Origin of the sequence: Kribbella sp. NPDC051936 (assembly GCF_040680955.1) — a bacterium.
Classification (GTDB): Bacteria; Actinomycetota; Actinomycetes; order Propionibacteriales; family Kribbellaceae; genus Kribbella.
This window is the reverse complement of record NZ_JBFAXS010000006.1, coordinates 237,325-258,617: the sequence shown is the minus strand read 5'-3', so window position 1 is coordinate 258,617 and position 21,293 is coordinate 237,325. Positions and strand designations below refer to the sequence as shown.

The 21,293-nt window shown below is 69.6% G+C and carries 23 protein-coding genes; 9 read left to right on the top strand and 14 right to left on the bottom strand.

Going from position 1 to position 21,293, the window contains the following annotated elements:
• Positions 1-2 precede the first annotated feature (2 nt).
• From nuoE to AB0L64_RS22270, 7 genes are all read right to left on the bottom strand, one after another.
• Positions 3-830 carry an NADH-quinone oxidoreductase subunit NuoE gene (nuoE, locus tag AB0L64_RS22300; protein ID WP_363712813.1) on the bottom strand — a complete coding sequence of 276 codons (828 nt, stop codon included), beginning with the start codon at positions 828-830 and terminating at the stop codon, positions 3-5.
• A complete protein-coding gene (locus AB0L64_RS22295) occupies positions 831-2,168 on the bottom strand; it encodes an NADH-quinone oxidoreductase subunit D (RefSeq protein ID WP_363712811.1) in 1,338 nt (445 codons plus the stop codon).
• Complete coding sequence (locus AB0L64_RS22290) at positions 2,168-2,875, bottom strand: NADH-quinone oxidoreductase subunit C (protein WP_363712809.1); 708 nt, start codon at positions 2,873-2,875, stop codon at positions 2,168-2,170. The genes AB0L64_RS22295 and AB0L64_RS22290 overlap by 1 nt, the downstream gene beginning before the upstream one ends.
• Entirely contained in the window at positions 2,872-3,426 is a 555-nt protein-coding gene (locus AB0L64_RS22285; protein WP_131286677.1) for an NADH-quinone oxidoreductase subunit B, read from the bottom strand. Before AB0L64_RS22285 ends, AB0L64_RS22290 begins: the two co-directional genes overlap by 4 nt.
• Before the next feature lies 1 nt (position 3,427).
• The gene (locus AB0L64_RS22280) at positions 3,428-3,787 is read right to left on the bottom strand and encodes an NADH-quinone oxidoreductase subunit A (protein ID WP_355694469.1); all 360 of its coding nucleotides are present in this window, start codon (positions 3,785-3,787) and stop codon (positions 3,428-3,430) included.
• A gap of 108 nt (positions 3,788-3,895) precedes the next feature.
• Positions 3,896-5,209, bottom strand: a complete 1,314-nt coding sequence (locus tag AB0L64_RS22275; protein WP_363712807.1) for a geranylgeranyl reductase family protein — start codon at positions 5,207-5,209, stop codon at positions 3,896-3,898.
• Positions 5,210-5,363: 154 nt separating this feature from the next.
• The gene (locus tag AB0L64_RS22270; protein ID WP_359940883.1) at positions 5,364-6,077 is read right to left on the bottom strand and encodes a demethylmenaquinone methyltransferase; all 714 of its coding nucleotides are present in this window, start codon (positions 6,075-6,077) and stop codon (positions 5,364-5,366) included.
• A 60-nt stretch (positions 6,078-6,137) separates the two neighbouring features.
• On the opposite strand from AB0L64_RS22270, the gene AB0L64_RS22265 reads away from it, so the two are divergent.
• Both AB0L64_RS22265 and AB0L64_RS22260 read left to right on the top strand, forming a co-directional pair.
• Positions 6,138-7,418 (top strand): isochorismate synthase, encoded by a 1,281-nt coding sequence (locus AB0L64_RS22265; RefSeq protein WP_363712805.1) that lies wholly within the window; start codon positions 6,138-6,140, stop codon positions 7,416-7,418.
• 2 nt (positions 7,419-7,420) lie between these two features.
• The gene (locus AB0L64_RS22260) at positions 7,421-8,035 is read left to right on the top strand and encodes an MBL fold metallo-hydrolase (protein ID WP_359940877.1); all 615 of its coding nucleotides are present in this window, start codon (positions 7,421-7,423) and stop codon (positions 8,033-8,035) included.
• Here the strand turns inward: AB0L64_RS22260 and AB0L64_RS22255 are convergent.
• Positions 8,028-8,852 (bottom strand): GNAT family N-acetyltransferase, encoded by an 825-nt coding sequence (locus AB0L64_RS22255; RefSeq protein WP_363712802.1) that lies wholly within the window; start codon positions 8,850-8,852, stop codon positions 8,028-8,030. The two genes, AB0L64_RS22260 and AB0L64_RS22255, sit on opposite strands and share 8 nt — an antisense overlap.
• Positions 8,853-8,908: 56 nt before the next feature.
• Here AB0L64_RS22255 and AB0L64_RS22250 point away from each other — a divergent pair, with 56 nt between their 5' ends.
• Genes AB0L64_RS22250 through mptB form a run of 4 tightly spaced genes read left to right on the top strand, consistent with a single transcriptional unit; the run spans position 8,909 to position 12,774 of the window.
• Positions 8,909-9,550, top strand: a complete 642-nt coding sequence (locus tag AB0L64_RS22250) for a PadR family transcriptional regulator (RefSeq protein WP_363712800.1) — start codon at positions 8,909-8,911, stop codon at positions 9,548-9,550.
• A 32-nt stretch (positions 9,551-9,582) separates the two neighbouring features.
• Complete coding sequence (locus AB0L64_RS22245; protein WP_363712798.1) at positions 9,583-10,569, top strand: ATP-binding cassette domain-containing protein; 987 nt, start codon at positions 9,583-9,585, stop codon at positions 10,567-10,569.
• Positions 10,566-11,330: an ABC transporter permease gene (locus AB0L64_RS22240; protein WP_359940867.1), complete on the top strand. Its 765-nt coding sequence runs from the start codon at positions 10,566-10,568 to the stop codon at positions 11,328-11,330. The genes AB0L64_RS22245 and AB0L64_RS22240 overlap by 4 nt, the downstream gene beginning before the upstream one ends.
• Positions 11,331-11,370: 40 nt before the next feature.
• Complete coding sequence (gene mptB, locus AB0L64_RS22235) at positions 11,371-12,774, top strand: polyprenol phosphomannose-dependent alpha 1,6 mannosyltransferase MptB (RefSeq protein ID WP_363712795.1); 1,404 nt, start codon at positions 11,371-11,373, stop codon at positions 12,772-12,774.
• Here mptB and menD read toward each other — a convergent pair.
• The 3 genes from menD to AB0L64_RS22220 are packed head-to-tail and all read right to left on the bottom strand — an operon-like array spanning position 12,761 to position 16,415.
• Positions 12,761-14,401, bottom strand: a complete 1,641-nt coding sequence (gene menD / locus AB0L64_RS22230; protein ID WP_363712793.1) for a 2-succinyl-5-enolpyruvyl-6-hydroxy-3-cyclohexene-1-carboxylic-acid synthase — start codon at positions 14,399-14,401, stop codon at positions 12,761-12,763. The two genes, mptB and menD, sit on opposite strands and share 14 nt — an antisense overlap.
• A complete protein-coding gene (locus AB0L64_RS22225; RefSeq protein ID WP_363712791.1) occupies positions 14,398-15,324 on the bottom strand; it encodes an o-succinylbenzoate synthase in 927 nt (308 codons plus the stop codon). Before AB0L64_RS22225 ends, menD begins: the two co-directional genes overlap by 4 nt.
• Positions 15,321-16,415, bottom strand: coding sequence for an AMP-binding protein (locus tag AB0L64_RS22220; RefSeq protein ID WP_363712789.1), 1,095 nt, complete (start codon positions 16,413-16,415; stop codon positions 15,321-15,323). The genes AB0L64_RS22225 and AB0L64_RS22220 overlap by 4 nt, the downstream gene beginning before the upstream one ends.
• Before the next feature lie 201 nt (positions 16,416-16,616).
• Between AB0L64_RS22220 and AB0L64_RS22215 the strand changes: the two genes are divergently transcribed.
• Entirely contained in the window at positions 16,617-17,498 is an 882-nt protein-coding gene (locus AB0L64_RS22215; RefSeq protein ID WP_363712787.1) for a 1,4-dihydroxy-2-naphthoate polyprenyltransferase, read from the top strand.
• Between the two features lies 1 nt (position 17,499).
• On the opposite strand, the gene AB0L64_RS22210 is transcribed toward AB0L64_RS22215, so the two are convergent.
• Together AB0L64_RS22210 and AB0L64_RS22205 are read right to left on the bottom strand one after the other, a co-directional pair.
• On the bottom strand, positions 17,500-17,940 hold the full coding sequence (locus AB0L64_RS22210) for an AAA family ATPase (RefSeq protein WP_363712785.1): 441 nt from the start codon (positions 17,938-17,940) through the stop codon (positions 17,500-17,502).
• On the bottom strand, positions 17,937-18,539 hold the full coding sequence (locus AB0L64_RS22205; protein ID WP_363712783.1) for a TetR/AcrR family transcriptional regulator: 603 nt from the start codon (positions 18,537-18,539) through the stop codon (positions 17,937-17,939). Before AB0L64_RS22205 ends, AB0L64_RS22210 begins: the two co-directional genes overlap by 4 nt.
• Before the next feature lie 103 nt (positions 18,540-18,642).
• Here AB0L64_RS22205 and AB0L64_RS22200 point away from each other — a divergent pair, with 103 nt between their 5' ends.
• On the top strand, positions 18,643-19,617 hold the full coding sequence (locus tag AB0L64_RS22200; RefSeq protein ID WP_363712781.1) for an NADPH:quinone oxidoreductase family protein: 975 nt from the start codon (positions 18,643-18,645) through the stop codon (positions 19,615-19,617).
• A 62-nt stretch (positions 19,618-19,679) separates the two neighbouring features.
• Here the strand turns inward: AB0L64_RS22200 and AB0L64_RS22195 are convergent, their stop codons facing one another.
• Positions 19,680-20,798, bottom strand: coding sequence for a PLP-dependent cysteine synthase family protein (locus AB0L64_RS22195; RefSeq protein WP_359940841.1), 1,119 nt, complete (start codon positions 20,796-20,798; stop codon positions 19,680-19,682).
• A 150-nt stretch (positions 20,799-20,948) separates the two neighbouring features.
• On the opposite strand from AB0L64_RS22195, the gene AB0L64_RS22190 reads away from it, so the two are divergent.
• On the top strand, positions 20,949-21,260 hold the full coding sequence (locus AB0L64_RS22190; RefSeq protein ID WP_363712779.1) for a hypothetical protein: 312 nt from the start codon (positions 20,949-20,951) through the stop codon (positions 21,258-21,260).
• The last annotated feature ends 33 nt before the right edge of the window (positions 21,261-21,293 follow it).

Below are 21,293 nucleotides of genomic sequence, written 5' to 3'. Positions count from 1 at the left end.
CGTCAGTCCTCCTTCCGGGAGTCGTCACCGTCGACTGCCTGCGATTCCTTGCCCGGCTGGTCGGACGGCCGCGGACCGGCCGCCGCCTCCGGCGACACCGTGGTCTCGGCCGCGCGGCCGGAGCCGCCGCCGTTGCCGCCCGGCGCCGACCAGTTGCGCTCGCGGGCCAGGCGGAGGCCGGCCAGCGAGGCCTTGCCTCCGGTCGGGCCCTCGTCGGCGCGGCCGTCCGGGAACCCGGCCAGCACGCGCTCCGCCTCGCGCCAGGTGCAGACCGTCGCACCGCGCGGCGACTTCACCTCGTTGCCCTCGCGCAGATCGTCGACCAGCTGGGTCGCGGACTCCGGCGTCATGTCGTCGAAGAACTCCCAGTTGACCATCATCACCGGCGCGTAGTCGCAGGCGGCGTTGCACTCGAGGTGCTCGAGGGTGATCTTGCCGTCCTCGGTGGTCTCGTCGTTGCCGACGTCCAGGTGCTGCTTGAGGCGGTCGAAGATCAGGTCGCCGCCCATCACCGCGCACAGCGTGTTGGTGCAGACGCCGACGTGGTAGTCGCCGACCGGGCGGCGCTTGTACATCGTGTAGAAGGTGGCCACCGCCGACACCTCGGCGCCGGTCAGCCCGAGCACGTCGGCGCAGGCCTCGATGCCCTCCGGGGTGACCCGGCCCTCGACCGACTGCACCAGGTGCAGCATCGGCAGCAGCGCGGACCGGGCGACCGGGTACCGGGCCGCGATCTCGCGCATCTCGGCGAGCGTGGCGTCGGTGATCTTCGAGTCGCCGGTGCTGTTCGGCACCGTCTTGTCGGTAGCAGTCGTGTGGTTCTCGGCCATTTAGCGGTCCACTCCACCCATCACCGGGTCAAGGCTGGCGACGGCGACGATCACGTCGGCGACCTGGCCGCCCTCGCACATGATCGGCATCGCCTGCAGGTTTGCGAAGGACGGGTCACGGAAGTGCACCCGGAACGGCTTCGTTCCGCCGTCGGAGACGACGTGCGCGCCCATCTCGCCGCGCGGCGACTCGATCGGCACGTAGGCCTGGCCGGCCGGCACCCGGAAGCCCTCGGTGACCAGCTTGAAGTGATGGATCAGGGCTTCCATCGACTCGCCCATGATGTGCTTGATGTGGTCGAGCGAGTTGCCCATCCCGTCGGCGCCGACCGCCAGCTGGCTCGGCCAGGCGATCTTCTTGTCGGCGACCATCACCGGCTTGCCGTCCATCCTCTCCAGCCGGTCGGCGCACTGCTCGACGATCTTCAGCGACTCGTGCATCTCCTGCAGCCGCACCCGGAACCGCCCGTAGGAGTCCGAGGAGTCCCAGGTCGGTACGTCGAAGTCGTACGACTCGTAGCCGCAGTAGGGCTGGGTCTTGCGCAGGTCCAGCGCGTAGCCGGTGGAGCGCACCGTCGGGCCCGAGATGCCGAGCGCCATGCAGCCGGCCAGGTCCAGGTAGCCGACGTTCTGCAGCCGGGCCTTGAAGATCGGGTTCGCGTTGCAGAGCTCGGCGTACTCCTTGAGGTGCCGGTTCATCCACGTGATGTACTCGCGGATCTTGTCCAGCGCCCCCGGCGGCAGGTCCTGCGCGACACCGCCCGGCCGGATGAACGCGTGGTTCATCCGCAGGCCGGTGATCAGCTCGAACAGGTCGAGGGTCTTCTCGCGCTCGCGGAAGCCGATCGTCATCACGGTCAGCGCGCCGATCTCCATACCGCCGGTGGCGATGCAGACCAGGTGGCTGCTGATCCGGTTGAGCTCCATCAGGAGCACCCGCATCACGTTGGCCTTCTCCGGGATCTGGTCCTCGATCCCGAGCAGCCGCTCGACCGCCAGGCAGTACGCCGCCTCGTTGTAGAACGGCGACAGGTAGTCCATCCGGGTGCAGAACGTGACGCCCTGCGTCCAGGAGCGGAACTCCATGTTCTTCTCGATGCCGGTGTGCAGGTAGCCGATGCCGCAGCGGGCCTCGGTCACGTTCTCACCGTCGAGCTCGAGGATCAGCCGGAGCACGCCGTGCGTGGACGGGTGCTGCGGGCCCATGTTGACGACGACGCGCTCTTCCGGCTCCTCGCCGAGACCGGAGACGACCGAGTCCCAGTCCTGGCCGGTGACGGTGAAGACCTTGCCCTCGGTGGTGTCCCGGGTGGTCGCGTACGGGTCTGTAGTGGTCATCAGTTGTACGACCTCCGCGTGTCGGGCGGTGGGATGACAGCGCCCTTGTACTCGACGTCGATACCGCCGAGCGGGTAGTCCTTGCGCTGCGGGTGACCCGGCCAGTCGTCCGGCATCTGGATCCGGGTCAGGGCCGGGTGCCCGTCGAAGACGATGCCGAAGAAGTCCCAGGTCTCCCGCTCGTGCCAGTCGTTGGCCGGGTAGACCGCGACGATCGACGGGATGTGCGGGTCGCTGTCGGGCGCCGCCACCTCCAGCCGGATCCGGCGGTTGTGGGTGATCGACATGAAGTGGTAGACCGCGTGCAGCTCCCGGCCGGTCTCGTGCGGGTAGTGCACGCCGCTGACACCGGAGCAGAACTCGAACCGCAGCGCCTCGTCGTCGCGCAGGTGCTGACAGACCTCGACCAGGTTCTCGCGCTTGACGTGCAGCGTCAGCTCGCCGCGGTCGACGACGACCTTCTCGATCGCGCCGTCGGCGGCCAGGTCCTCGAGGCGGTCCACCGCACCGTCGAACCAGGAGCCGTACGGCCGCGGGGTGCTGCCCGGCAGCGCGACCTGGCGGCGCAGGCCGCCGAAGCCGGAGGTGTCGCCGGTGCCGCGGACGCCGAACATGCCCTCGCGCTGGTCGATCACCTCGGCGCCCGGGGTCTGAGCGTCCCCGGCCGCGGACGTCGCCGGAAGGTTCTCGGGTTGGGAGTCACTCACCGGAGCAGACCCTTCATCTCGATCGTCGGGGCGGCGGTCAGGGCCGCGGCCTCCTGCTCGGTCTGCAGCGCCTTCTTGTGCGCGCCGAGCTTCATGTGCTGGATCTGGTCGTGGATCTTCAGGAACGCGTCCAGCAGCATCTCCGGCCGCGGCGGGCAGCCGGGCAGGTACATGTCGACCGGTACCACGTGGTCCACGCCCTGGACGATCGCGTAGTTGTTGAACATGCCGCCCGACGACGCGCAGACCCCCATCGCCAGCACCCACTTGGGGCCGGGCATCTGGTCGTAGATCTGGCGCAGCACCGGAGCCATCTTCTGGCTCACCCGGCCGGCCACGATCATCAGGTCGGCCTGCCGCGGCGAGGCCCGGAAGACCTCCATGCCGAACCGCGCCGCGTCGTACCGCGGGGCGCCGGTGGTCATCATCTCGATGGCGCAGCAGGCCAGCCCGAAGGTTGCCGGCCACAACGAGGCCTTGCGCATGTAGCCGAGCAGTCCTTCGACGGTGCTCAGCAGCACGCCGGCCGGAAGCTGTTCCTCAAGACCCATGTCAGTCCCACTCCAGTCCGCCGCGGCGCCACACGTAGGTGTACGCGATGAAGACGGTGACGATGAAGATGACCATCTCGACCAGCCCGAACAGCGCCATCTGGTCGAAAGCGACCGCCCACGGGTAGAGGAAGATGATCTCGATGTCGAACACGATGAACAGCATCGCGGTGATGTAGTACTTCACCGGGAAGCGGCCGCCGCCGACCGGCTGCGGGGTCGGCTCGATGCCGCACTCGTACGAGTCCAGCCTGGCCCGGTTGTAGCGCTTCGGGCCGACCAGCGCGCTGACGGCGATACTGCCCGCGACGAAGAGCGCCGCGAGCACACCTAGAGCGAGAATCGGTGTGTAGGGGTGCATCGCTGCGTGCTCCCTCCTTCAGCCGGTTGGTTCTGTCTATCGGGTCAGCCCTGTACCAGGACTGTGTTATCAGTTGCGCTGTGGCTCAGCTCACTCGCCCCGCCGTTTTCAGGCCGCGGGAGCGAGCTTCGTGAGGCCGTTGATGATCTTGTCCATCACGTCGCCGTCGCGCGGGTCGGTGAGGTTGGCCAGCAACTTCAGGGTGAACTTCATCAGGGTGGTGCGCGGCAGACCGTACTTGGTGCACAGCCGCATCACCTCCGGATTTCCGATCAGCTTCACGAAGATCCGGCCGAGCGTGTAGTAGCCGCCGTACTCCTGCTTGAGCGCCTTCGGGTACGCCGACAGCGCGCGCTCGCGCTGGTTCGGCTGCCGGCGCAGGGCCTGGGCGGCGACCTCGGCGGCGAACGCCCCGGACTCCATCGCGTACGGGATGCCCTCGCCGTTGAACGGGTTGACCATGCCGCCGGCGTCGCCGAGCAGCATCAGGCCGCGGGTGTAGTGCGGCTGCCGGTTGAAGCCCATCGGCAGCGCGGCCCCGCGGATCGGGAGGGTCTGGAACTCGTCGGTGAACTGCCACTCCGGCGGCGTGTTCCGCAGCCACGCCTTCAGCAGGTCGGCGTAGTCGACCTTGCCGAACGCGTCGGAGGTGTTCAGGATGCCGAGCCCGACGTTGACCGTGCCGTCGCCCATCCCGAAGATCCAGCCGTACCCCGGCAGGAGCACCTGCTGGCCCGGCTGCTTGGGGTCGTCGGCCCACAGTTCGAGCCAGGACTCCAGGTAGTCGTCATTGGTCCGCGGGCTGGTGAAGTACGTCCGGACGGCGACGCCCATCGGGCGGTCGTCGCGCTTGTGCAGGCCCATCGCGATGCTCAGCCGGGACGAGTTGCCGTCGGCCGCCATCACCAGCGGCGCCCGGAACTCGAGGTCGTCGCCGGCCCGCCGGCCGTTGTCGTCGACCGGCTTCGCGGTGACGCCGACGATGTGACCGCGGTCGTCCAGGATCGGCCCGCTGACGTTGGTCCGCTCGCGCAGCCGCGCCCCGGCCTTGACGGCTTGCCGGGCGAGCATGTCGTCGAAGTCCATCCGGTTGCGGGTCAGGCCGTAGTTCGGGTGGCTGGCCAGATCCGGCCAGTCGAGTTGCAGGACGTGCCCGGCGCCCTGGATCCGCAGACCGTAGTTCCGGATCCAACCGGCCTCTTCGGAGATGTCGATGCCCATGTTGATGAGCTGCTTGGTGCCGCGCGGAGTGAGGCCGTCGCCGCAGACCTTCTCGCGCGGGAACGCGGTCTTCTCCAGCAGCAGGACGTCCAGTCCGGCGTTCGCCAGGTGGTACGCCGCCGCCGATCCGGCGGGTCCGGCGCCGACGACGATCACATCGGCGGTCTCCGCCTGCTGCCCGCTCGGCACGCTCTGGCTCATCTCTTCCCGGCCTGGATGTTGGGGGGCGTTGTGCGCTCGTGAAGGCATTCACGAACCCTCTTCACTCGACAGTCTAGGACTGCCTGACGCGGACACGAAACTCGCCCCAACCCCCTTGCGGACAAGCGATTTTCGCTTAAGTTCCGTTGCGTAATTAACTGGCCGGATTCTGCCGCGGCTTCACCCCGCGGTGGATCGCCACCAGGCCGCCGGTCAGGTTCCGCCACTGCACCCGGGTCCAGCCGGCGTCCTCGATCGCGCGGGCCAGCGGCTCCTGCGGCAGCCACGCCCGGGTCGACTCCGCGAGGTACTCGTACGCCTCGGGATTGGTCGACACCACCTTCGCGACCGCCGGCACCGCCCGCATCATGTACTCCAGGTACACCACCCGGAACGGCTTCCAGGTCGGGTGCGACTGCTCGAGGACGACGAGCCGCCCGCCCGGCCGGGTGACCCGCAGCATCTCCCGCAGGGCGGCCGCCACGTCGTTCACGTTCCGCAGCGCCCAGGAGATCGTCACCACGTCGAACGTGTCGTCGGCGAACGGCAGCCGGAGCGCGTCGCCCGCGACCAGGTCCAGCTCGGGGTGCCGGCGCTTGCCGACCCGGAGCATGCCGACCGAGAAGTCGCAGGACACCACCTCGGCGCCGGCCTCACGCAGGTTGATGCTCGACGCGCCGGTCCCGGCCGCCAGGTCGAGGATCTTCAGCCCCTTCCGCGGCGCGATCTCGGCCAGCGTCGCGGGCCGCCAGTACAGCTTCTCCAGCCCCATGGTGGCGACCGCGTTGGTCCGGTCGTACCCCTCGGCCACGTTGTCGAACATGGCCGCCACGGCCTGCGGGTCCTTGCTGAGATCTGCGCGCGTCACGCTGTCTAGTTCATCACGCGGGGTGAGGCCGGGCCGACAGGAGGCATACGCTTGCATCTCGTGAGTGCATCTCCAGGTAGCCGTGCGGCCCTCGCGACCCGAGGCCCCGCACCGCAGTTGGTGGTTCGCAGTCAGCCGGTGGACGGGGTGTCGGCGCACCTGCTCGACCATCTGCCGGCCGAGGGCGGACTCGCGTGGGTACGGCGGGGCGACGGCCACGTCGGCTGGGGCGTCGCCGCCCGGTTGGACGTTGCCGGTGGCAATCGCTTCCGGCAGGCCGTGACCTGGTGGCGGGAACTGACCGGCGCCGCGGTGGTCCGCGACGAGATCGGCGTACCGGGCTCCGGGCTGGTCTGCTTCGGGTCGTTCGGGTTCACCGACTCCGACCCGAGTGAGCTGGTGGTGCCCGAGGTGATCGTCGGCCGGCGCGGCGACACCACCTGGGTGACCACGATCTCGCCGGCCAGTTCGCTGGCGGCCCCGCCGGAGCTGGTCCGGCACGAGCCGTCCCCGGTGTTCGGCGTGACGTTCGCCGACGGCGCCCGGACCGGTACGGACTGGTCGAGCATCGTCGCCGACGCGGTCCGCCGGATCACCGCCGGCGAGCTCGACAAGGTGGTGCTGGCCCGCGACCTGATCGCGATCGCCGAGCAGCCGATCGACCAGCGCTGGCCGCTGCACCGGCTCGCCACGGCGTACCCGAACTGCTGGACGTTCTCCGTCGACGGCCTGATCGGCGCCACGCCCGAGCTGCTGGTCCGCCGGGAGAAGGGCCTGATCACGTCCCGCGTGCTGGCCGGGACCATCCGGCGCACCGGTGACGACGCGCACGACCTGGCGCTGGCCGCGTCGCTGGCCCGGTCCTCGAAGGACCTCGAGGAGCACGAGTTCGCGGTCCGGTCGGTGGCCGAGGCGCTCGAGCCGCACTGTACGTCGATGAACGTGCCGGAGACCCCGTTCGTGCTGCACCTGCCGAACGTGATGCACCTGGCCACCGACGTCGCCGGCGTCGCGAACAACGGCGCCTCCGCCCTCGGCCTCGCCGCCGCGCTGCACCCGTCCGCGGCCGTCTGCGGTACGCCGACACCGGTCGCGCGGGACCTGATCGGCGAGATCGAGGGCATGCAGCGCGGCCGGTTCAGCGGACCGGTCGGCTGGATGGACGCCGCCGGCGACGGCGAGTGGTGCATCGCGCTGCGCTGCGGCCAGGCCGACTCCGACGACCCGCGCCGGATGCGCCTGTTCGCCGGCGCCGGCATCGTCGCGGGGTCCGACCCGGACGCCGAACTGGCCGAGACGAACGCCAAGCTGGTGCCGATGAGAGACGCGTTGGGAGACTGAGGGTGAAGCTGACGAAGTTCGCACATGCCTGTGTCCGGCTGGAGAAGGACGGCAAGGTGCTGCTGATCGATCCCGGAACGTTCAGCGAGGACGCCGCGTTCGAGACCGCGGACGCCGTGCTGATCACGCACGAGCACCCGGACCACGTCGACGTCGAGCGGCTGCGTGGGCTGCAGGCGCCGATCTTCACCACCGCCGGTGTCGCGGGCCAACTGGGCGACGAGCGGGTCACGGTGGTGTCGGACGGTCAGTCCTTCGACGCGGCCGGGTTCGCGGTCCGTGCCTACGGCAAGGACCATGCGGTGATCCTGCCGGAGCTCGGCGTACCGTGCGAGAACATCGGATACCTGGTCGACGACGCGGTCTACCACCCCGGTGACTCGTTCACCCGGCCGGACCGCGAGGTGCACACCAACCTGGTGCCGATCTCCGGCCCGTGGTTCGCACTGCCGGCGGCGGTCGAGTACGCACGCTCGGTCAAGGCGGAGCAGACCGTCGGCATTCACAACGCCCTGCTCAGCGACATCGGCCTCGGCATGATGAAGCGCTGGATCGGCGAAGCCGGCGGCCGCCCGTACCACGGCCTGGCCCCCGGCCAGTCCCTCGAGCTCAGCTGAGCTCGGCCTCGACGAAGTCGGCCACCGGGCGGTAGCCCGCCTGGTGGTAGATCTTGTTCGACGTCGGGTTGGCGAGGTCGGTGAACAGGCACGCCTGGTTGCCGTCGGCAAGGATCAGCGCCGTCACGTGGCTGGTCAGCGCGCCGGCGTACCCGTGCCGGCGCCGGTCCGGAGGCGTGTAGACCGGGCCGACCCGGCTGACGCCGAACACCGGCCGGTGGAAACCGACCATGCTGACCGGCGCGCCGTCGACCTCCCAGATCCACAGGGTCCGGTGCTCGAGGTGTCCTTCGGCCCATTCGCGGTAACCGATGCGCAGCTCCTCGGCGAACCCGTCCTTGCCCCACCCGGCGACCAGGTCGACCTCGTCCGCGGTCATCAGCCGCGGGCCACCGGCGTCGGCCGCGGTCGGGGTGAGCTCCATCAGTTTGTGCAGCCGGGTGCCGCGCACGATGTCCATCCGGCCGCCGCGATGCTCGCACCACCGCTCGCCGAACGCGGTCACGACGGGTCGATCTCCCGCGACGCCGGGGACCTCCTGCGGCAGTACGCCGGCGAACGCGTCGGCGACGGGTACGGCGAGGTCCTCGCGCAGCGCACCCAGGTACACGTAACGTCCTGGGGTGCGCATCGCGACACCGACCACGTCCGGGTCGTGCACGGAGACGTAGAACGCCGGCTCGGCGTCGCGCATCCGGCCCGTCACCCGCTCGTGGACGACGGTCATGACCAGGTTGTGCAGCACCGGATCCTGTTGCAGGAAAGGGAATGCGGTCTGCTCGAAGGCACGCGGATCACTCGTCACCCGGACGTCCATGTCCTGGAGCGTACGCCTGCGGCGCCCGGCCGGTCCTGCGGATTTACACTGCGGGCATGTCCACCACGCGGTTGTTGCTGCTCGGCGTCGTGCGGATCTTCCAGCCGGCGTACGGGTACCAGCTGCGGCGCGAGCTGATGACGTGGCAGGTGGAGAACTGGGCGAACATCAACCCCGGCTCGATCTACACCGGCCTGCGGACCCTGGCCAAGCACGGGTACCTGCAGGAGCTGGAGCAGGACGGTGCGCACCGGCCCGGGCGTACGTCGTACAAGCTGACCGCGGACGGCGAGACGGAGTACTTCTCGCTGTTGCGCGGCATGCTCTGGACCGTGGACGGGTTCCATCCCGACAAGATGCAGGCCACGATCAGCTTCCTGTGGTCGCTGCGCCGCGACGAGGTGATCGCGGCACTCGAGGCGCGGATCACCCAGATCGAGTCCTGGCTCAAGTCGGAGCCGTTCGCCGAGCGCCAGATCCAGGAAGACCCCGGGACGCCGAACCACGTGGTCGAGATGTTCCGGATCACCAAGGCCCGCGACGAGGGCGAACTGCGCTGGACCCGGGAGTTCCTCGACCGGATCCGCGGCGGCGCCTACGCCTTCGCCGGCGAGCCCGCCGACTGGGAGCCGTACCCGGGCATGGTGACCCACTGGGGCAAGATCCCGGACGCCCCCGATCGCGATAATCAAGATTGACTAGTCAAAGTTGATTAGTCACACTGGCCCGCATGATGATCGAAGCGCGCGGGCTGGTGCGGACGTTCAAGACGAAGAGAGGCCCTGTACAGGCGGTGCAGGGGGTTGATCTCGAGGTGGCCGACGGGGAGATCGTCGGGTTCCTGGGGCCGAACGGGGCCGGCAAGACCACGACGATGCGGATGCTGGCGACCCTGATCACGCCGACGGCGGGGACCGCGACGGTGGCCGGTTGCGACCTGGCGAAGGACCCGGTCGGCGTCCGGCGCGGGATCGGGTACGTGCCGCAGAGCGGGTCCACACTGCCCGAGGCGATCGCCGGCGACGAGGTCGTCGACCACGCCCGGCTGTACGGCGTACCGAAGGCGAAGGCGGCCGCGGACGGGCAGCGGCTGTTCGAGGAGCTCGACCTGCCCGGCCTCTGGCGCCGGCAGTGCAAGACGCTGTCCGGCGGTCAGCGCCGGCGCCTGGACATCGTGATGGGCCTGATCCACGACCCGAAGCTGATCTTCCTCGACGAGCCGACCACCGGCCTCGACCCGCAGGCGCGGGCCAACCTGTGGGAACACATCCGCAGCCTCCGCGACCGGGGCGCGACGATCTTCCTGACCACCCACTACCTGGACGAGGCGGACGCGCTCTGCGACCGGATCCTGGTCATCGACCACGGCCGGATCGTCGCCTCCGGAACGCCGGAAACCCTCAAGGAGCAGGTGTCCGGGGACGCCGTCCGGCTGCGTCTCGCGGACGCTGCACAGGCGCCCGCGGTGATGAAGATCGTCCGCGAGCTCGACGGCGCCGGCGAGGTCGAGACGTCGGACGACGTGGTCGGCTTCCGGATCCCGCGCGGCGGTTCGGTGCTGCCCGGCCTGCTGCGCTCGATCGATGCCCAGGGCATCGAGTTGCACGGTGTCGAGGTGCATCGACCGACCCTCGACGACGTGTTCCTGACCATGACCGGCCGTTCCCTCCGCGACGAGGACACGGCCCCCGAGGCTGTCGAGGAGACTGCGGCATGACCGTCCTGCGTGAGACCTGGATCGTCTTCCACCGCGCGATGCGGCTGTCGCTGCGGAACCCGATGTGGTCGATCCTGATGCTCAGCCAGCCGTTGATGTACCTGTTCCTGTTCGGCCCGCTGCTGAAGCCGATCACCGCCCAGATCAGCCAGGGCGCGACCACGAACGCCTACCAGGTGTTCATTCCCGGCCTGATCGTGCAACTCGGCATGTTCGGCGCGATGTTCGTCGGCTTCGGCCTGATCGCGGAGTACCGGGCCGGTGTCATCGAGGCCGACCGCGTCACCCCCGCCTCCCGGATCGCACTGATGGCAGGACGAGTACTGCGTGACGTCGTCGTCCTCGTGGTGCAGTCGATCCTCCTGCTGCTCGCCGCGCTCCCCCTCGGTCTGCGGGCCCCGTGGGGCGGCGTACTGCTGTCGCTGGTGATCGTCGCGCTGCTCGGCGCCACCTTCGCCTCGCTGTCGTACTCGGTCGCGCTCATCACCAAGAGCGAGGACGCACTGGCGCCGCTGCTCAACGGCATCGCCATGCCGCTGCTGCTGCTGTCCGGCATCCTGCTGCCGATGCAGATCGGCCCAGCCTGGCTGCAGCACCTGTCCGACATCAGCCCGCTGAAGCACGTGGTGAACGGCGTCCGCGCCCTGTTCCGCGGCGACATCGGCAGCTCGTCCTCGCTCTGGGGCCTGTTTTGGGTGGTCCTGCTGACAGTCATCGGACTCGCTGTCGGCGCAAGAACGTTCCGCAAGGAATCTGCTTGATGTTCATTGGTGTGTTGCATGGGCGGGCTACGGTCCGCTCATGCGCTCGCCGGTGGTCCGTGGGGTCGTCGGCTCTGTCGTAGTCGCGATGGCGAGCCTGGTGACGTCGGTGGTGCCGGCGTCGTCGTGGGTCGCTGCGGTTCCGCTTCGCCACTCGTTGCCCGGTCGGATGGTCGGGTTGACGTTCATGGTCGCCGGGCTCGGGCTGATGGCCTGGGCCTGGCTGACCGTCGGCAGGCAGGTCATGGCCGGCGCACGTCTCCCCCTGCTCCGTATGGCGGCGTGCTGGAGCGCACCGCTCCTCCTGACTCCGCCGCTGTTCAGCCGGGATGCCTGGAGCTACGCGGCCCAGGGCGCCCTGGTCGCCGAGGGCTACAACCCGTACGACGTAGGCCCCGGCGTACTGTCCGGCCACATCATCGAGGCCGTCGACCCGATGTGGATGCAGACACCGGCGCCGTACGGTCCCCTGCCGCTCGCGTACGGCGGTCTGCTCGCCCACGTCACCATGGACCCGTACGTGCTGATGCTGGGGCACCGCCTCCTCGCCGTACTGGGCATAGTTCTCATCGCCTGGGCCGTGCCGCGGCTGGCGATCGCATGCCGCGTAGACCCGGCTGTCGCCACCTGGCTGGTCGTCCTGAACCCGATGCTGATCACCCACGGCATCGGCGCGGCACACAACGACGTACTGATGCTCGGGCTGGCCTGCAGCGCCTTCGCGCTCGCACTGACCGGCCGCTGGGGTACGGCGGCCGTCATCGCCGGTGCAGCGGCCGCCGTGAAGCTTCCGGGCGGGCTGGTGGCGGTCGCCATTGCCGCAGTGATGAGCCCGCTCGCCGGGCGGCTGCACCGGTTCGCCAGCCTGGTCGTTGCGGGCGCGGTGTCCGTACTGACGCTCGTCACCATCGGCGCGCTGACCGGTGTGGGCTCCGGCTGGCTCGGGGCGCTCGACGTACCCGGACTGGTCCGTTCACCGTTCTCCATCGCCAACCTGATCGGCATGGCCGCGTCCGGCATCCTCGGCTGGCTCGGTGAGGACACTGCGGCCGAACAGGCTCTCCAGATCGTCCGCCTGGTCGGTATGGTCGCAGCGCTCGGCCTGATCGCGTGGCTGAGTCTTCGGTCGTCCATCCATTACGCAGCGAGGGCTGTGGGCGTCGCACTGCTCGCGGTCGTCGTCCTCGGGCCGAGCGCGCACGACTGGTACTTCCTGTGGTGTCTGCCGTTCCTGGCCGTGGCCCGGCCCGGTCGCCGGCTGACCACGATCATCACCGCGGTCAGCCTGATCTTCACCATCGCCGCCCCGCTCAACTCCTCACTGCGCGGCGCGACGATCCCGATCCTCACGACGACCGCGCTGGTCATCGCGATGGCCGTACCGCTGCTCAGCCACCTCAGGACCTTGCAGCCCGCGCGAAAGGTGCCGGTTACAGCTGCCTGAGCGCCGCGACCAGCGCCGCGCCGATCGGGCGGTGACCGTCCCGGGAGATCCGCACCTCGACGACGTCCAGGCCGGCGACCGTGAGCGCCAGCGCGGCCTGCAGCTCGTCGACGGTCTCCACCAGCGTGTACGGCGTACCGCTGGCCGCGCACAGAGCGCCGAGGTCGACGTTGTGCGGTGTGCCGAAGACCCGCTCGAAGTGCGTCGCGTGGTCCGGGTCGCCTTGTTCCAGCGTGGAGAAGATCCCGCCGCCGTTGTCGTTCACGACCACGATCCGCAGGTCGGGCCGGGCCTCGTCCGGCCCGATGACGAGCCCGGTGCTGTCGTGCAGGAAGGCGAGATCGCCGATCAGCGCGTACGTCGGGCCCGCGTTCGCGAGCGCGGCGCCGACGGCGGTCGAGATCGTGCCGTCGATCCCGGCCAGGCCGCGGTTCGCGATCGTGCGGATCGGGACGACCGGTGCGAGGTCGAGGTCGCGGACCGGGTTCGACGAGGCGACCACGAGCATCCCGTCGGCACCGACCGCCGCACCGACGAGCGCCGCGACGCGCGGTCCGCTGAGGCGGTCCGCGAGCACCTTGTCGATCTCCGGACGGGCCGCCTGGTCGGCGTCCCGCCACCTCTGCAGCCAGCCGGTCGTGTCGGGTCCGGTGACGGTCAGTCCGGAGACCACGGAAGCCGCGCGGCGGGCTGGGTCCGGCCACGGGCCGGTCGGCGCGACCACGACCAGCTCGACATCGGCCCGCGCCAGCAATTTCGCGATCGGCCGCGACAGGGTCGGGTGCCCGAAGACCAGCACCCGCTCGATCTCACCGGCGAGAGGGCTTGCCTGCAGTAACAGCCGGTACGCACTGACCACCGCCGGGCCCGTCCGCGCCCGGCTGGACGGCTCCGCGAACAATGGCCACCGCCCCGCCTCAGCAGCTAGCCGCGCCGCTTGCGAGGCCCCGTCACCAGCAACGACCACGGTCCTCGGCCCTGGAGACACGGCAGCGGGTTGAGCACTCGCAGCGTGCACGGCGGTCCACGGTCCCGTGCTGCGTCCGTGCAACGGCTCCGGCCACTCAGGTCCGTCAGTTGGCACCAGCGGCTCACTGAGCGGGCAGTTGAGCTGCACCGGGCCAGGGTCCGCGGAGCGCGCACCTGTCGCGTTGGCCACGGCACGCGCGACCTGCGACCGCCAGTACGCCACCTGGCCGGCCTCACGCACCGGCGTACCCATCTCGTGGAACAGGCGGACCGCAGAGCCGAACACCTTGATCTGATCGGTGGTCTGGTTCGCGCCGCTGCCTCTCAGCGCAGGCGGCCGGTCCGCGCTCAGCACGATCAGCGGGAGGCCGCTGTGCGACGCCTCGAGTACGGCCGGGTGCAGGTTCGCCACTGCGGTACCCGAGGTCGTGACGACCGGCACCGGCAGTCCGCTACCGCGCATCAGGCCGATCGCCAGGAAGCCCGCCGTACGCTCGTCGATCCGCACGTGCAGCCTGAGCCGGCCGTCCCGGTCGGCGGCCGCGAACGCCAGCGCCAGCGGGGCGCTGCGCGAGCCGGGGCACACCACGGCCTCGCGTACGCCGCAGCGGATCAGCTCGTCGACCACCACCGTCGCAAAGGCCGTGGAGGGGTTCATCCGGCACTCCTTACTCGGGACAGGCGTTCTTCCCACGCCTTGGTCCGGTCCGCGTCGGCCAGCGCTTGCTGGAGCAGCTCGGGATCCGGTGCGACGCGTCTGACCGGCAGGAAACCGTCCTTGGCCAGTAATGGCTCGGTGGTGACCTCTCGCGTGAACATCGACACCGTGGCCAGGCCGCAGGCGTAGGGCAGCTCCGGCAGTGCGGCGGCGAGCGCAACGCCGGCTGCGATACCCACCGAGGTTTCCAGTGCTGACGAGACCACGACGGGCAGTCCGATCCGCTCCGCGATGTCCAGGCACGCACGGACGCCGCCGATCGGCTGCACCTTCAGTACGGCGATGTCCGCCGCGTCGAGCTTCTTGACCCGCAGCGGGTCCTCAGCGCGCCGGATCGACTCGTCAGCCGCGACAGGTACGTCCGTACGGCGCCTGACCTCGGCCAGCTCTTCCACGGTTGCGGTCGGCTGCTCGACGTACTCCAGGTCGAATCGCTGCAGCTGCTTGAGGTTCTGGACGGCCTGGTCCACCGACCACAGCCCGTTGGCGTCGATGCGTACCTGTCCGCTGCCGATGGCGTCCCGTACTGCTTCCACGCGCTCCAAGTCGTCAGCGAGCGTCTGACCCGACTCAGCCACCTTCACCTTCGCCGTACTGCAGCCAGATGCTCTGACGATCTCGGCTGCCTTCTCAGGGCCAACCGCGGGCACAGTGCAGTTGACGGGCACACGGTCGCGTACTGGTGCCGGCCAGCCGACCTCGGCCGCCTCGCGAGCGGCCCGCAGCCAGGACACGCAGGTGGCATCGTCGTAGTCCGAGAACGGGCTCCACTCCGCCCAGCCCGCAGGGCCTTCGAACAGCATCCCCTCGCGCACTGTGATCCCGCGGAACTTGTTCTTGAGGCCGATCGAGTACGTGATCACCGCACGCCCTCCAGGAGCCGCTGCCGATCCACCTTGCCCGAGGCAAGCATCGGCAACGCCTGGAGCTGTACGACGTCCTGCGGAGCCCAGGTCCGCGGCAGGGTCTGGCTGACCCAGTCCCGAGCCTCGTCGCGCGTCGGCTCGCCGACGACGAACGCCACGACGCGCGTCCCCCACTCAGCATCCGGAACCCCCAGTACTACGGCGTCCTTCACCCGCGGATGCTCGAGCAGGCGGGCCTGCACCGTCGTCAGCGTGACGTTCACCCCACCGGAAATGACCACGTCGTCCACGCGGCCGATCACCTGCAGCCGACCGTCCACCAGCTCACCGCGATCCTGGGTCCGGAACCACCCGTCGCACAGCACCTCCGCGGTCAGCTCCGGCCGCAGCCGGTAGCCGGAGAACAGCGTGCTTCCCTTGATGAGAATGCGTTGATCGGCGCCGAGGTCGATCGAGGTGCCGTCCAGCGGCACACCGGCGTACACGCAGCCGCTCCCGGTCTCTGTCATCCCGTACGCCGGGATCGCCTTCACGCCGGCCTCCGCGGTGCGTTGTTTGAGCGGCTCCGGCGTCGACGCCCCGCCGATGATGATCGCGTCGAACGAGCGCAGCGCTTGGAGGTCGGTCTCGAGGTACCGGGCCAGCTGCGTCGGCACCATCGCCGTATAGCGCCGTACGCCGGTCAGCTGCCGGGCGGCTTCGGTGAAGCTGTCGCCGAGCAGCACCGGCGTCGTACCGGCGACCAGCGAGCGCGTGAGGATCTGCAGCCCGCCCACGAAGTACGGCTTCATCGGCAGCAACCACTGCCCCGGGCCGCCGAGCCTGTCGTGCGTGGCGACCGCCGACGCGACCAGCGCCTCCCGCGAGAGCAGCACGCCCTTCGGCTCCCCGGACGATCCGGAGGTGGTCAGCACGACCGCACAGCCGTCCTCGACCGGCTCGTCCGGCCTGGCCGCCTGCTGGACCCGCGCCGCTCCGACCGCGTCCTCCGGCACCGGCGCGAATGGCGCTCCGCCCCCGTCCAGCACACCGGCGAGCGCCGCCAACACCCCGTCCGGCGTCCCCGGAACCAGCCGCAACCTAGACATGTCCCTCCGAGCGTACGGCCCACCCACCCAGCCGGTCGCACCGGACCGGCCGACCGGCGGCCGACCACCGAGTCATGGATTCCGGCTGTGCCGCCCGGCCATTTCCCACGACTCGGCGAACAGGGCCGGAGCCATTCGCCACGACTCGGCGCGCCGGGGCGCTTCGGGCGGTCGGCCGTGCGGCTGACAGAATCGACGGTCATGGCTACCCCTGCCCAGTGGATCGAAGGCGCCCGCCCCCGCACCTTGCCCGCCGCGATCTCCCCCGTGCTCGTCGGCACCGGCGCCGCGGCGTACCTCGACGGCTTCGTCTGGTGGAAGGCGCTGCTGGCCCTCGGCGTCGCGCTGGCCCTGCAGATCGGCGTCAACTACGCCAACGACTACAGCGACGGCATCCGCGGCACCGACGAGAACCGCGTCGGCCCACTCCGCCTGGTCGGCTCCAAGGTCGCCACCCCACGGGCGGTCAAGACCGCCGCCTTCACCTGCTTCGGCATCGGCGCCTTGCTGGGCATCGTGCTGTGCGCAACTACGACCTGGTGGCTCCTCGTCGCCGGCGCCGCGTCCCTGCTCGGCGCCTGGTTCTACACCGGCGGCAAGCGCCCGTACGGCTACCGCGCCCTCGGCGAGGTCAGCGTCTTCCTCTTCTTCGGCCTGGTCGCCGTCCTCGGTACGACGTACGTCCAGGCGGAGGCCCTGAGCTGGACCGCAGTGGCCGGCGCCGTCTCGATCGGCGCCATCGCATGCGCCCTTCTGGTAGCCAACAACCTCCGCGACATCCCCACCGACTCAGTCACCGGCAAACGCACCCTGGCCGTAGTCCTAGGCGCAGCCCTCTCCCGCCGCTTCTACGCCGCTTTGATCGCCCTGGCGTTCGTCCTGGCCGCCGTCTCCGTCATCGCGACGCCCTGGACCCTGCTGGCGTTCATCGCGCTCCCCCTGGCCGTGAAGTCCACCCGCATCATCCTGAGCGACGCCGTCGGCCCCGCCCTGATCCCGGTCCTGAAGTTCACCGGCCTCACCGAACTCCTCTACGCCATCGGCCTCGGCGTGGGCCTCGCCCTGGGCGCGGTGTCCGCGTGACTTAGTCGAGCAGCCTTTCCACGGTGTCGGCAAGGTCAGCGACCGACTGCCGCCCGTCGAGCTCAAGCGTCGCGCCGCGCCGCAACAGGGGCTCGACAGTCCGCACGTAGGTGGCGATTTTCGCTTGCTGCTCAGGGGTCTTGCCGTACGGGTTGTTCGTACGACGGGTCACGCGCTCGATGAGCACCTCGACCGGAGCACTGAGCAACACCACATGCTCGAACCGGTCGTAGAACCCGCCCTGATTCTCAACAGTGCCCGAGACGACCACGTCGAGGTGGTCCGCCAGCAACTGCGCCATCCGTGCCTCGTCCCAGGCGCCGTCAGCCGTCACCCAGCCGTCGTAGTCGGTGTCGACAGTTTCGTGGCCGCGCCGGGCGAGTTCGTTGAGGAGGGTCGTCTTGCCGGCGCCGGACATGCCGGTGATCAGGATGCGAGTCATGCGGCGAGGGTGTCCCAGGCGGCCATCGCGCAGGTGATGACGGTCTCCAGTTCGGCGCGGGTGGCGCCGTCGCGGGCCTGGATCGAGAGGCCTTGTACGACGGTGGCGTAATACCTGGCCATCGCCTCCAGGCTGACAGTTGGGGCGAGATCGCCGTCGGTCACGCCACGGGACAGGCGGTCCTTGATCTCGACGTACTGGCCGTGCCGACCGTCGGCCAGAAACTCGCGTATTGCGTGATTCTCGACGGCGCCGGTCGGGGCGGCGAGGACGAGCATGCAGTAGTGCGGATGTTCTGGATGGGTGATCTGATCCGCGGTCGCCTGCAGCATCGCGTGGATCGCCTCGCGGGCGGTCGATCCTTCGCGGAGGGCACGGCGCGGCGGCCCGCCTGCGGTTGTTCCGTACAGGGCCATGACCTGCCGGAACAGGTTTTCCTTGCTGCCGAAGTACGCGTAGATGCTCGCGGACCGGATCCCCATCGCCCCGGCGAGGTCGCTGAGCGACGTGCCCTCGTACCCGCGTTCCCAGAAGACGTCCAAGGCCTGACGTAAGGCGACGTCCGGGTCGAACGTACGCGGCCGGCCGCGGGTTGCCATCGATCCTCCCCGACTTTGTTGGTCGATCGACCAAGTTTATCTTGACCGGCCCACACGGCGGTGCCACGATTTGTTGGTCAACCGACCAACAAAGGAGGATGTCATGCGGGCACTGCAGCAGATGTCGCTCAACGGACCCCAGGACCTGCAACTGACCGACGTACCGATCCCGGAGCCCTGCCCTGGCGAGGTTCTCGTGCGAGTCAGAGCAGCCGGCCTCAACTACGTCGACATCTCCCAGTCCCGCGGCACCTTCGCAGGCGGCCCGAACCCGCCGTACATCGCCGGCATCGAGGCCGCCGGTGAGGTGGTCCCCGTCGGTGACGGGGTTCAGCTCGCGGTCGGCACTCACGTGATCGGCGTCAGCATCGGCGGCGGAGCGTTCGCCGAGTACCTGGTGCTGCCCACGGCCGCGGCCGTGCCTGTGCCTGCGGGATGGAACGACGAGCAGGCATTGGGCCTGGTCGTCAGCTGGCCGACCGCCTTGGCCGCGCTCCGGCCGCTGGGCAGGCTGACCGCCGGCGAGACCGTACTGATCCACGCCGCGGCAGGTGGAACCGGCCAAGCCGCCGTGAAGCTGGCAAAGCATTACGGCGCAACAGTGATCGCCACCGCCTCCCCCGAGAAGCACGACGTCGTGCGCGCCCTTGGCGCCGACCACATCCTCAACTCTCGCAGCACCGATCTGGCCGCCGAAGTGCTGCGGTTAACGCACGGCGCCGGTGTCGACCTGGCCCTGGAGTCGATCGGCGGCCCCACCCTCGAGATGAGCCTGACCGCCACCAAACGCGTCACCGGCCGAGTAGTCGTCACCGGCCTCCCCGCCGGAGAAGCCACGATCACCAACTGGGACCTGGTTTACAAACACCAACTCCACCTCATCGGCCTCAACATCGGCACCCTGATCCAGCACACACCACAGATCTTCGGCGAGGTGATGGCAGAACTGTTCCACCTCATCGCCACCGGGGTACTCACCCCCGCCCAGCCCACGACCTACGACCTGGCCGACGGCTCAAAAGCCCTCGCCGAACTCGATTCCCGAGCCACGGTGGGCAAAGTCGCACTCCTGCCCTGACCGAGCACCAACCAGTCGACGGCAATCCACAAACACGTACTGCGTAGCACGCGGGGGGCTGTTTACTCCGGTTCGGTCCAGTGGCCGGTGGTGGCGAAGGTTTCGAGGGTGGTGGTGTAGGGGGTGATGTCGATGCCGGCGGTGCGGAGCCAGGTGTCGTCGTAGTAGGTGTTGCCGTAGCGTTCGCCGCTGTCGCAGAGGAGGGTGACGATGCTGCCGCGGGCGCCGGTGCGGCGCATTTCGGCGGCGAGGCGGAGGGCGCCCCAGAGGTTGGTGCCGGTGGAGCCGCCGACGAGGCGGCCGGTGACGCGGGAGCAGAAGCGCATCGCGGCGATCGAGGCGGCGTCGGGGACCGAGATCATCCGGTCGACGACGCCGAGGACGAAGGACGGCTCGACGCGCGGGCGGCCGATACCCTCGATGCGGGACGGGCGGCCGGTGGAGAAGTCGTGGTCGCCGGCCTCGAAGGCGGGGAAGAACGCGGAGTTCTCCGGGTCCACGACCGCGACCGACGTGTCGTACCGCTGGTACCGCACGTACCGCCCGATGGTGGCCGACGTGCCGCCGGTGCCCGCGCCGACCACGATCCACGTCGGGATCGGGTGCGCCTCGAGCGAGAGCTGCCCGAAGATCGACTCGGCGATGTTGTTGTTGCCGCGCCAGTCGGTCGCACGCTCGGCGTACGTGAACTGGTCCATGTAGTGCCCGCCGGTCTCCTCGGCCAGCCGCTTGGCCTCGCCGTAGATCTGGCCGGAGCGCTCGACGAAGTGGCAGCGGCCGCCGTAGAACTCGATCAGCTCGACCTTCTCGCGGCTCGTGGACGCCGGCATCACCGCGATGAACGGCAGGCCGAGCAGGCGGGCGAAGTACGCCTCGCTGACGGCCGTGGAGCCGCTGGACGCCTCGATGACGGTGGTGCCTTCGTGGATCCAGCCGTTGCACAGCGCGTACAGGAACAGGGAGCGGGCGAGCCGGTGCTTGAGTGAGCCGGTGGGGTGGACGGACTCGTCCTTGAGGTACAGGTCCACGCCGGAACCTGCCGGCATCGGGAACACGTGCAGGTGCGTGTCCGCGCTGCGGTTCGCGTCGGCGTCGACGATCCGGATCGCCTCGGAGACCCAGGCCCGCGCCTTGTCGTCGCGCCGGTCGACCTCACGGCACACCCCGTCTACCTCACTCATGCGGGCCAGGCTAAGACGTACGGCGCGATTTGAGTATTCCTACGCTCTGCAACCACCCGCCCCGGCCGCGAGGATCGGTCCCATGATCGATGTCCCTGACTGGTTCGTCGCGCTCATGGTCGCCGGGTACCTGCGCACCGGGCGGCGCCGGTGATCCCGCTCGGCGCGATCGAGTTCTCGCCGGCCGAGGTCGCGATGATCCTCGCGATCCTCACCGTCGGCGCGATCGCCCTGGCTCTCCCTGCGACCCTGACGCTCGCCTGGGTCGGCTACCGCCGCGGCACGCAGCGCCCCGGCTGGAACGCGCTCTGGTACTGGCTGGCCGGTACGGCGCTGTCGGTCGGGACGACTGCCATCGCCGCCGGCCAGGGCCTCGGTTGGTGGGCGGTTCCGATCGGCTGGATCCCCACCGGGCTGCTGGCCGCGGCGCTCAATCCCCGCTGGACCCCGGGGGCGAGCTAGGTTGGGAATCCATGACGACCGGGCAGGGGGAAC

Coding starts and splice junctions, on each gene's coding strand:
- nuoE (WP_363712813.1), bottom strand. CDS start 830: ATGGCCGAGAACCACACGACTGCTACCGACAAGACGGTGCCGAACAGC.
- AB0L64_RS22295 (WP_363712811.1), bottom strand. CDS start 2,168: ATGACCACTACAGACCCGTACGCGACCACCCGGGACACCACCGAGGGC.
- AB0L64_RS22285 (WP_131286677.1), bottom strand. CDS start 3,426: ATGGGTCTTGAGGAACAGCTTCCGGCCGGCGTGCTGCTGAGCACCGTC.
- AB0L64_RS22280 (WP_355694469.1), bottom strand. CDS start 3,787: ATGCACCCCTACACACCGATTCTCGCTCTAGGTGTGCTCGCGGCGCTC.
- AB0L64_RS22275 (WP_363712807.1), bottom strand. CDS start 5,209: ATGAGCCAGAGCGTGCCGAGCGGGCAGCAGGCGGAGACCGCCGATGTG.
- AB0L64_RS22255 (WP_363712802.1), bottom strand. CDS start 8,852: ATGGACGTCCGGGTGACGAGTGATCCGCGTGCCTTCGAGCAGACCGCA.
- AB0L64_RS22250 (WP_363712800.1), top strand. CDS start 8,909: ATGTCCACCACGCGGTTGTTGCTGCTCGGCGTCGTGCGGATCTTCCAG.
- AB0L64_RS22245 (WP_363712798.1), top strand. CDS start 9,583: ATGATGATCGAAGCGCGCGGGCTGGTGCGGACGTTCAAGACGAAGAGA.
- AB0L64_RS22240 (WP_359940867.1), top strand. CDS start 10,566: ATGACCGTCCTGCGTGAGACCTGGATCGTCTTCCACCGCGCGATGCGG.
- mptB (WP_363712795.1), top strand. CDS start 11,371: ATGCGCTCGCCGGTGGTCCGTGGGGTCGTCGGCTCTGTCGTAGTCGCG.
- menD (WP_363712793.1), bottom strand. CDS start 14,401: ATGAACCCCTCCACGGCCTTTGCGACGGTGGTGGTCGACGAGCTGATC.
- AB0L64_RS22220 (WP_363712789.1), bottom strand. CDS start 16,415: ATGTCTAGGTTGCGGCTGGTTCCGGGGACGCCGGACGGGGTGTTGGCG.
- AB0L64_RS22215 (WP_363712787.1), top strand. CDS start 16,617: ATGGCTACCCCTGCCCAGTGGATCGAAGGCGCCCGCCCCCGCACCTTG.
- AB0L64_RS22210 (WP_363712785.1), bottom strand. CDS start 17,940: ATGACTCGCATCCTGATCACCGGCATGTCCGGCGCCGGCAAGACGACC.
- AB0L64_RS22205 (WP_363712783.1), bottom strand. CDS start 18,539: ATGGCAACCCGCGGCCGGCCGCGTACGTTCGACCCGGACGTCGCCTTA.
- AB0L64_RS22200 (WP_363712781.1), top strand. CDS start 18,643: ATGCGGGCACTGCAGCAGATGTCGCTCAACGGACCCCAGGACCTGCAA.
- AB0L64_RS22195 (WP_359940841.1), bottom strand. CDS start 20,798: ATGAGTGAGGTAGACGGGGTGTGCCGTGAGGTCGACCGGCGCGACGAC.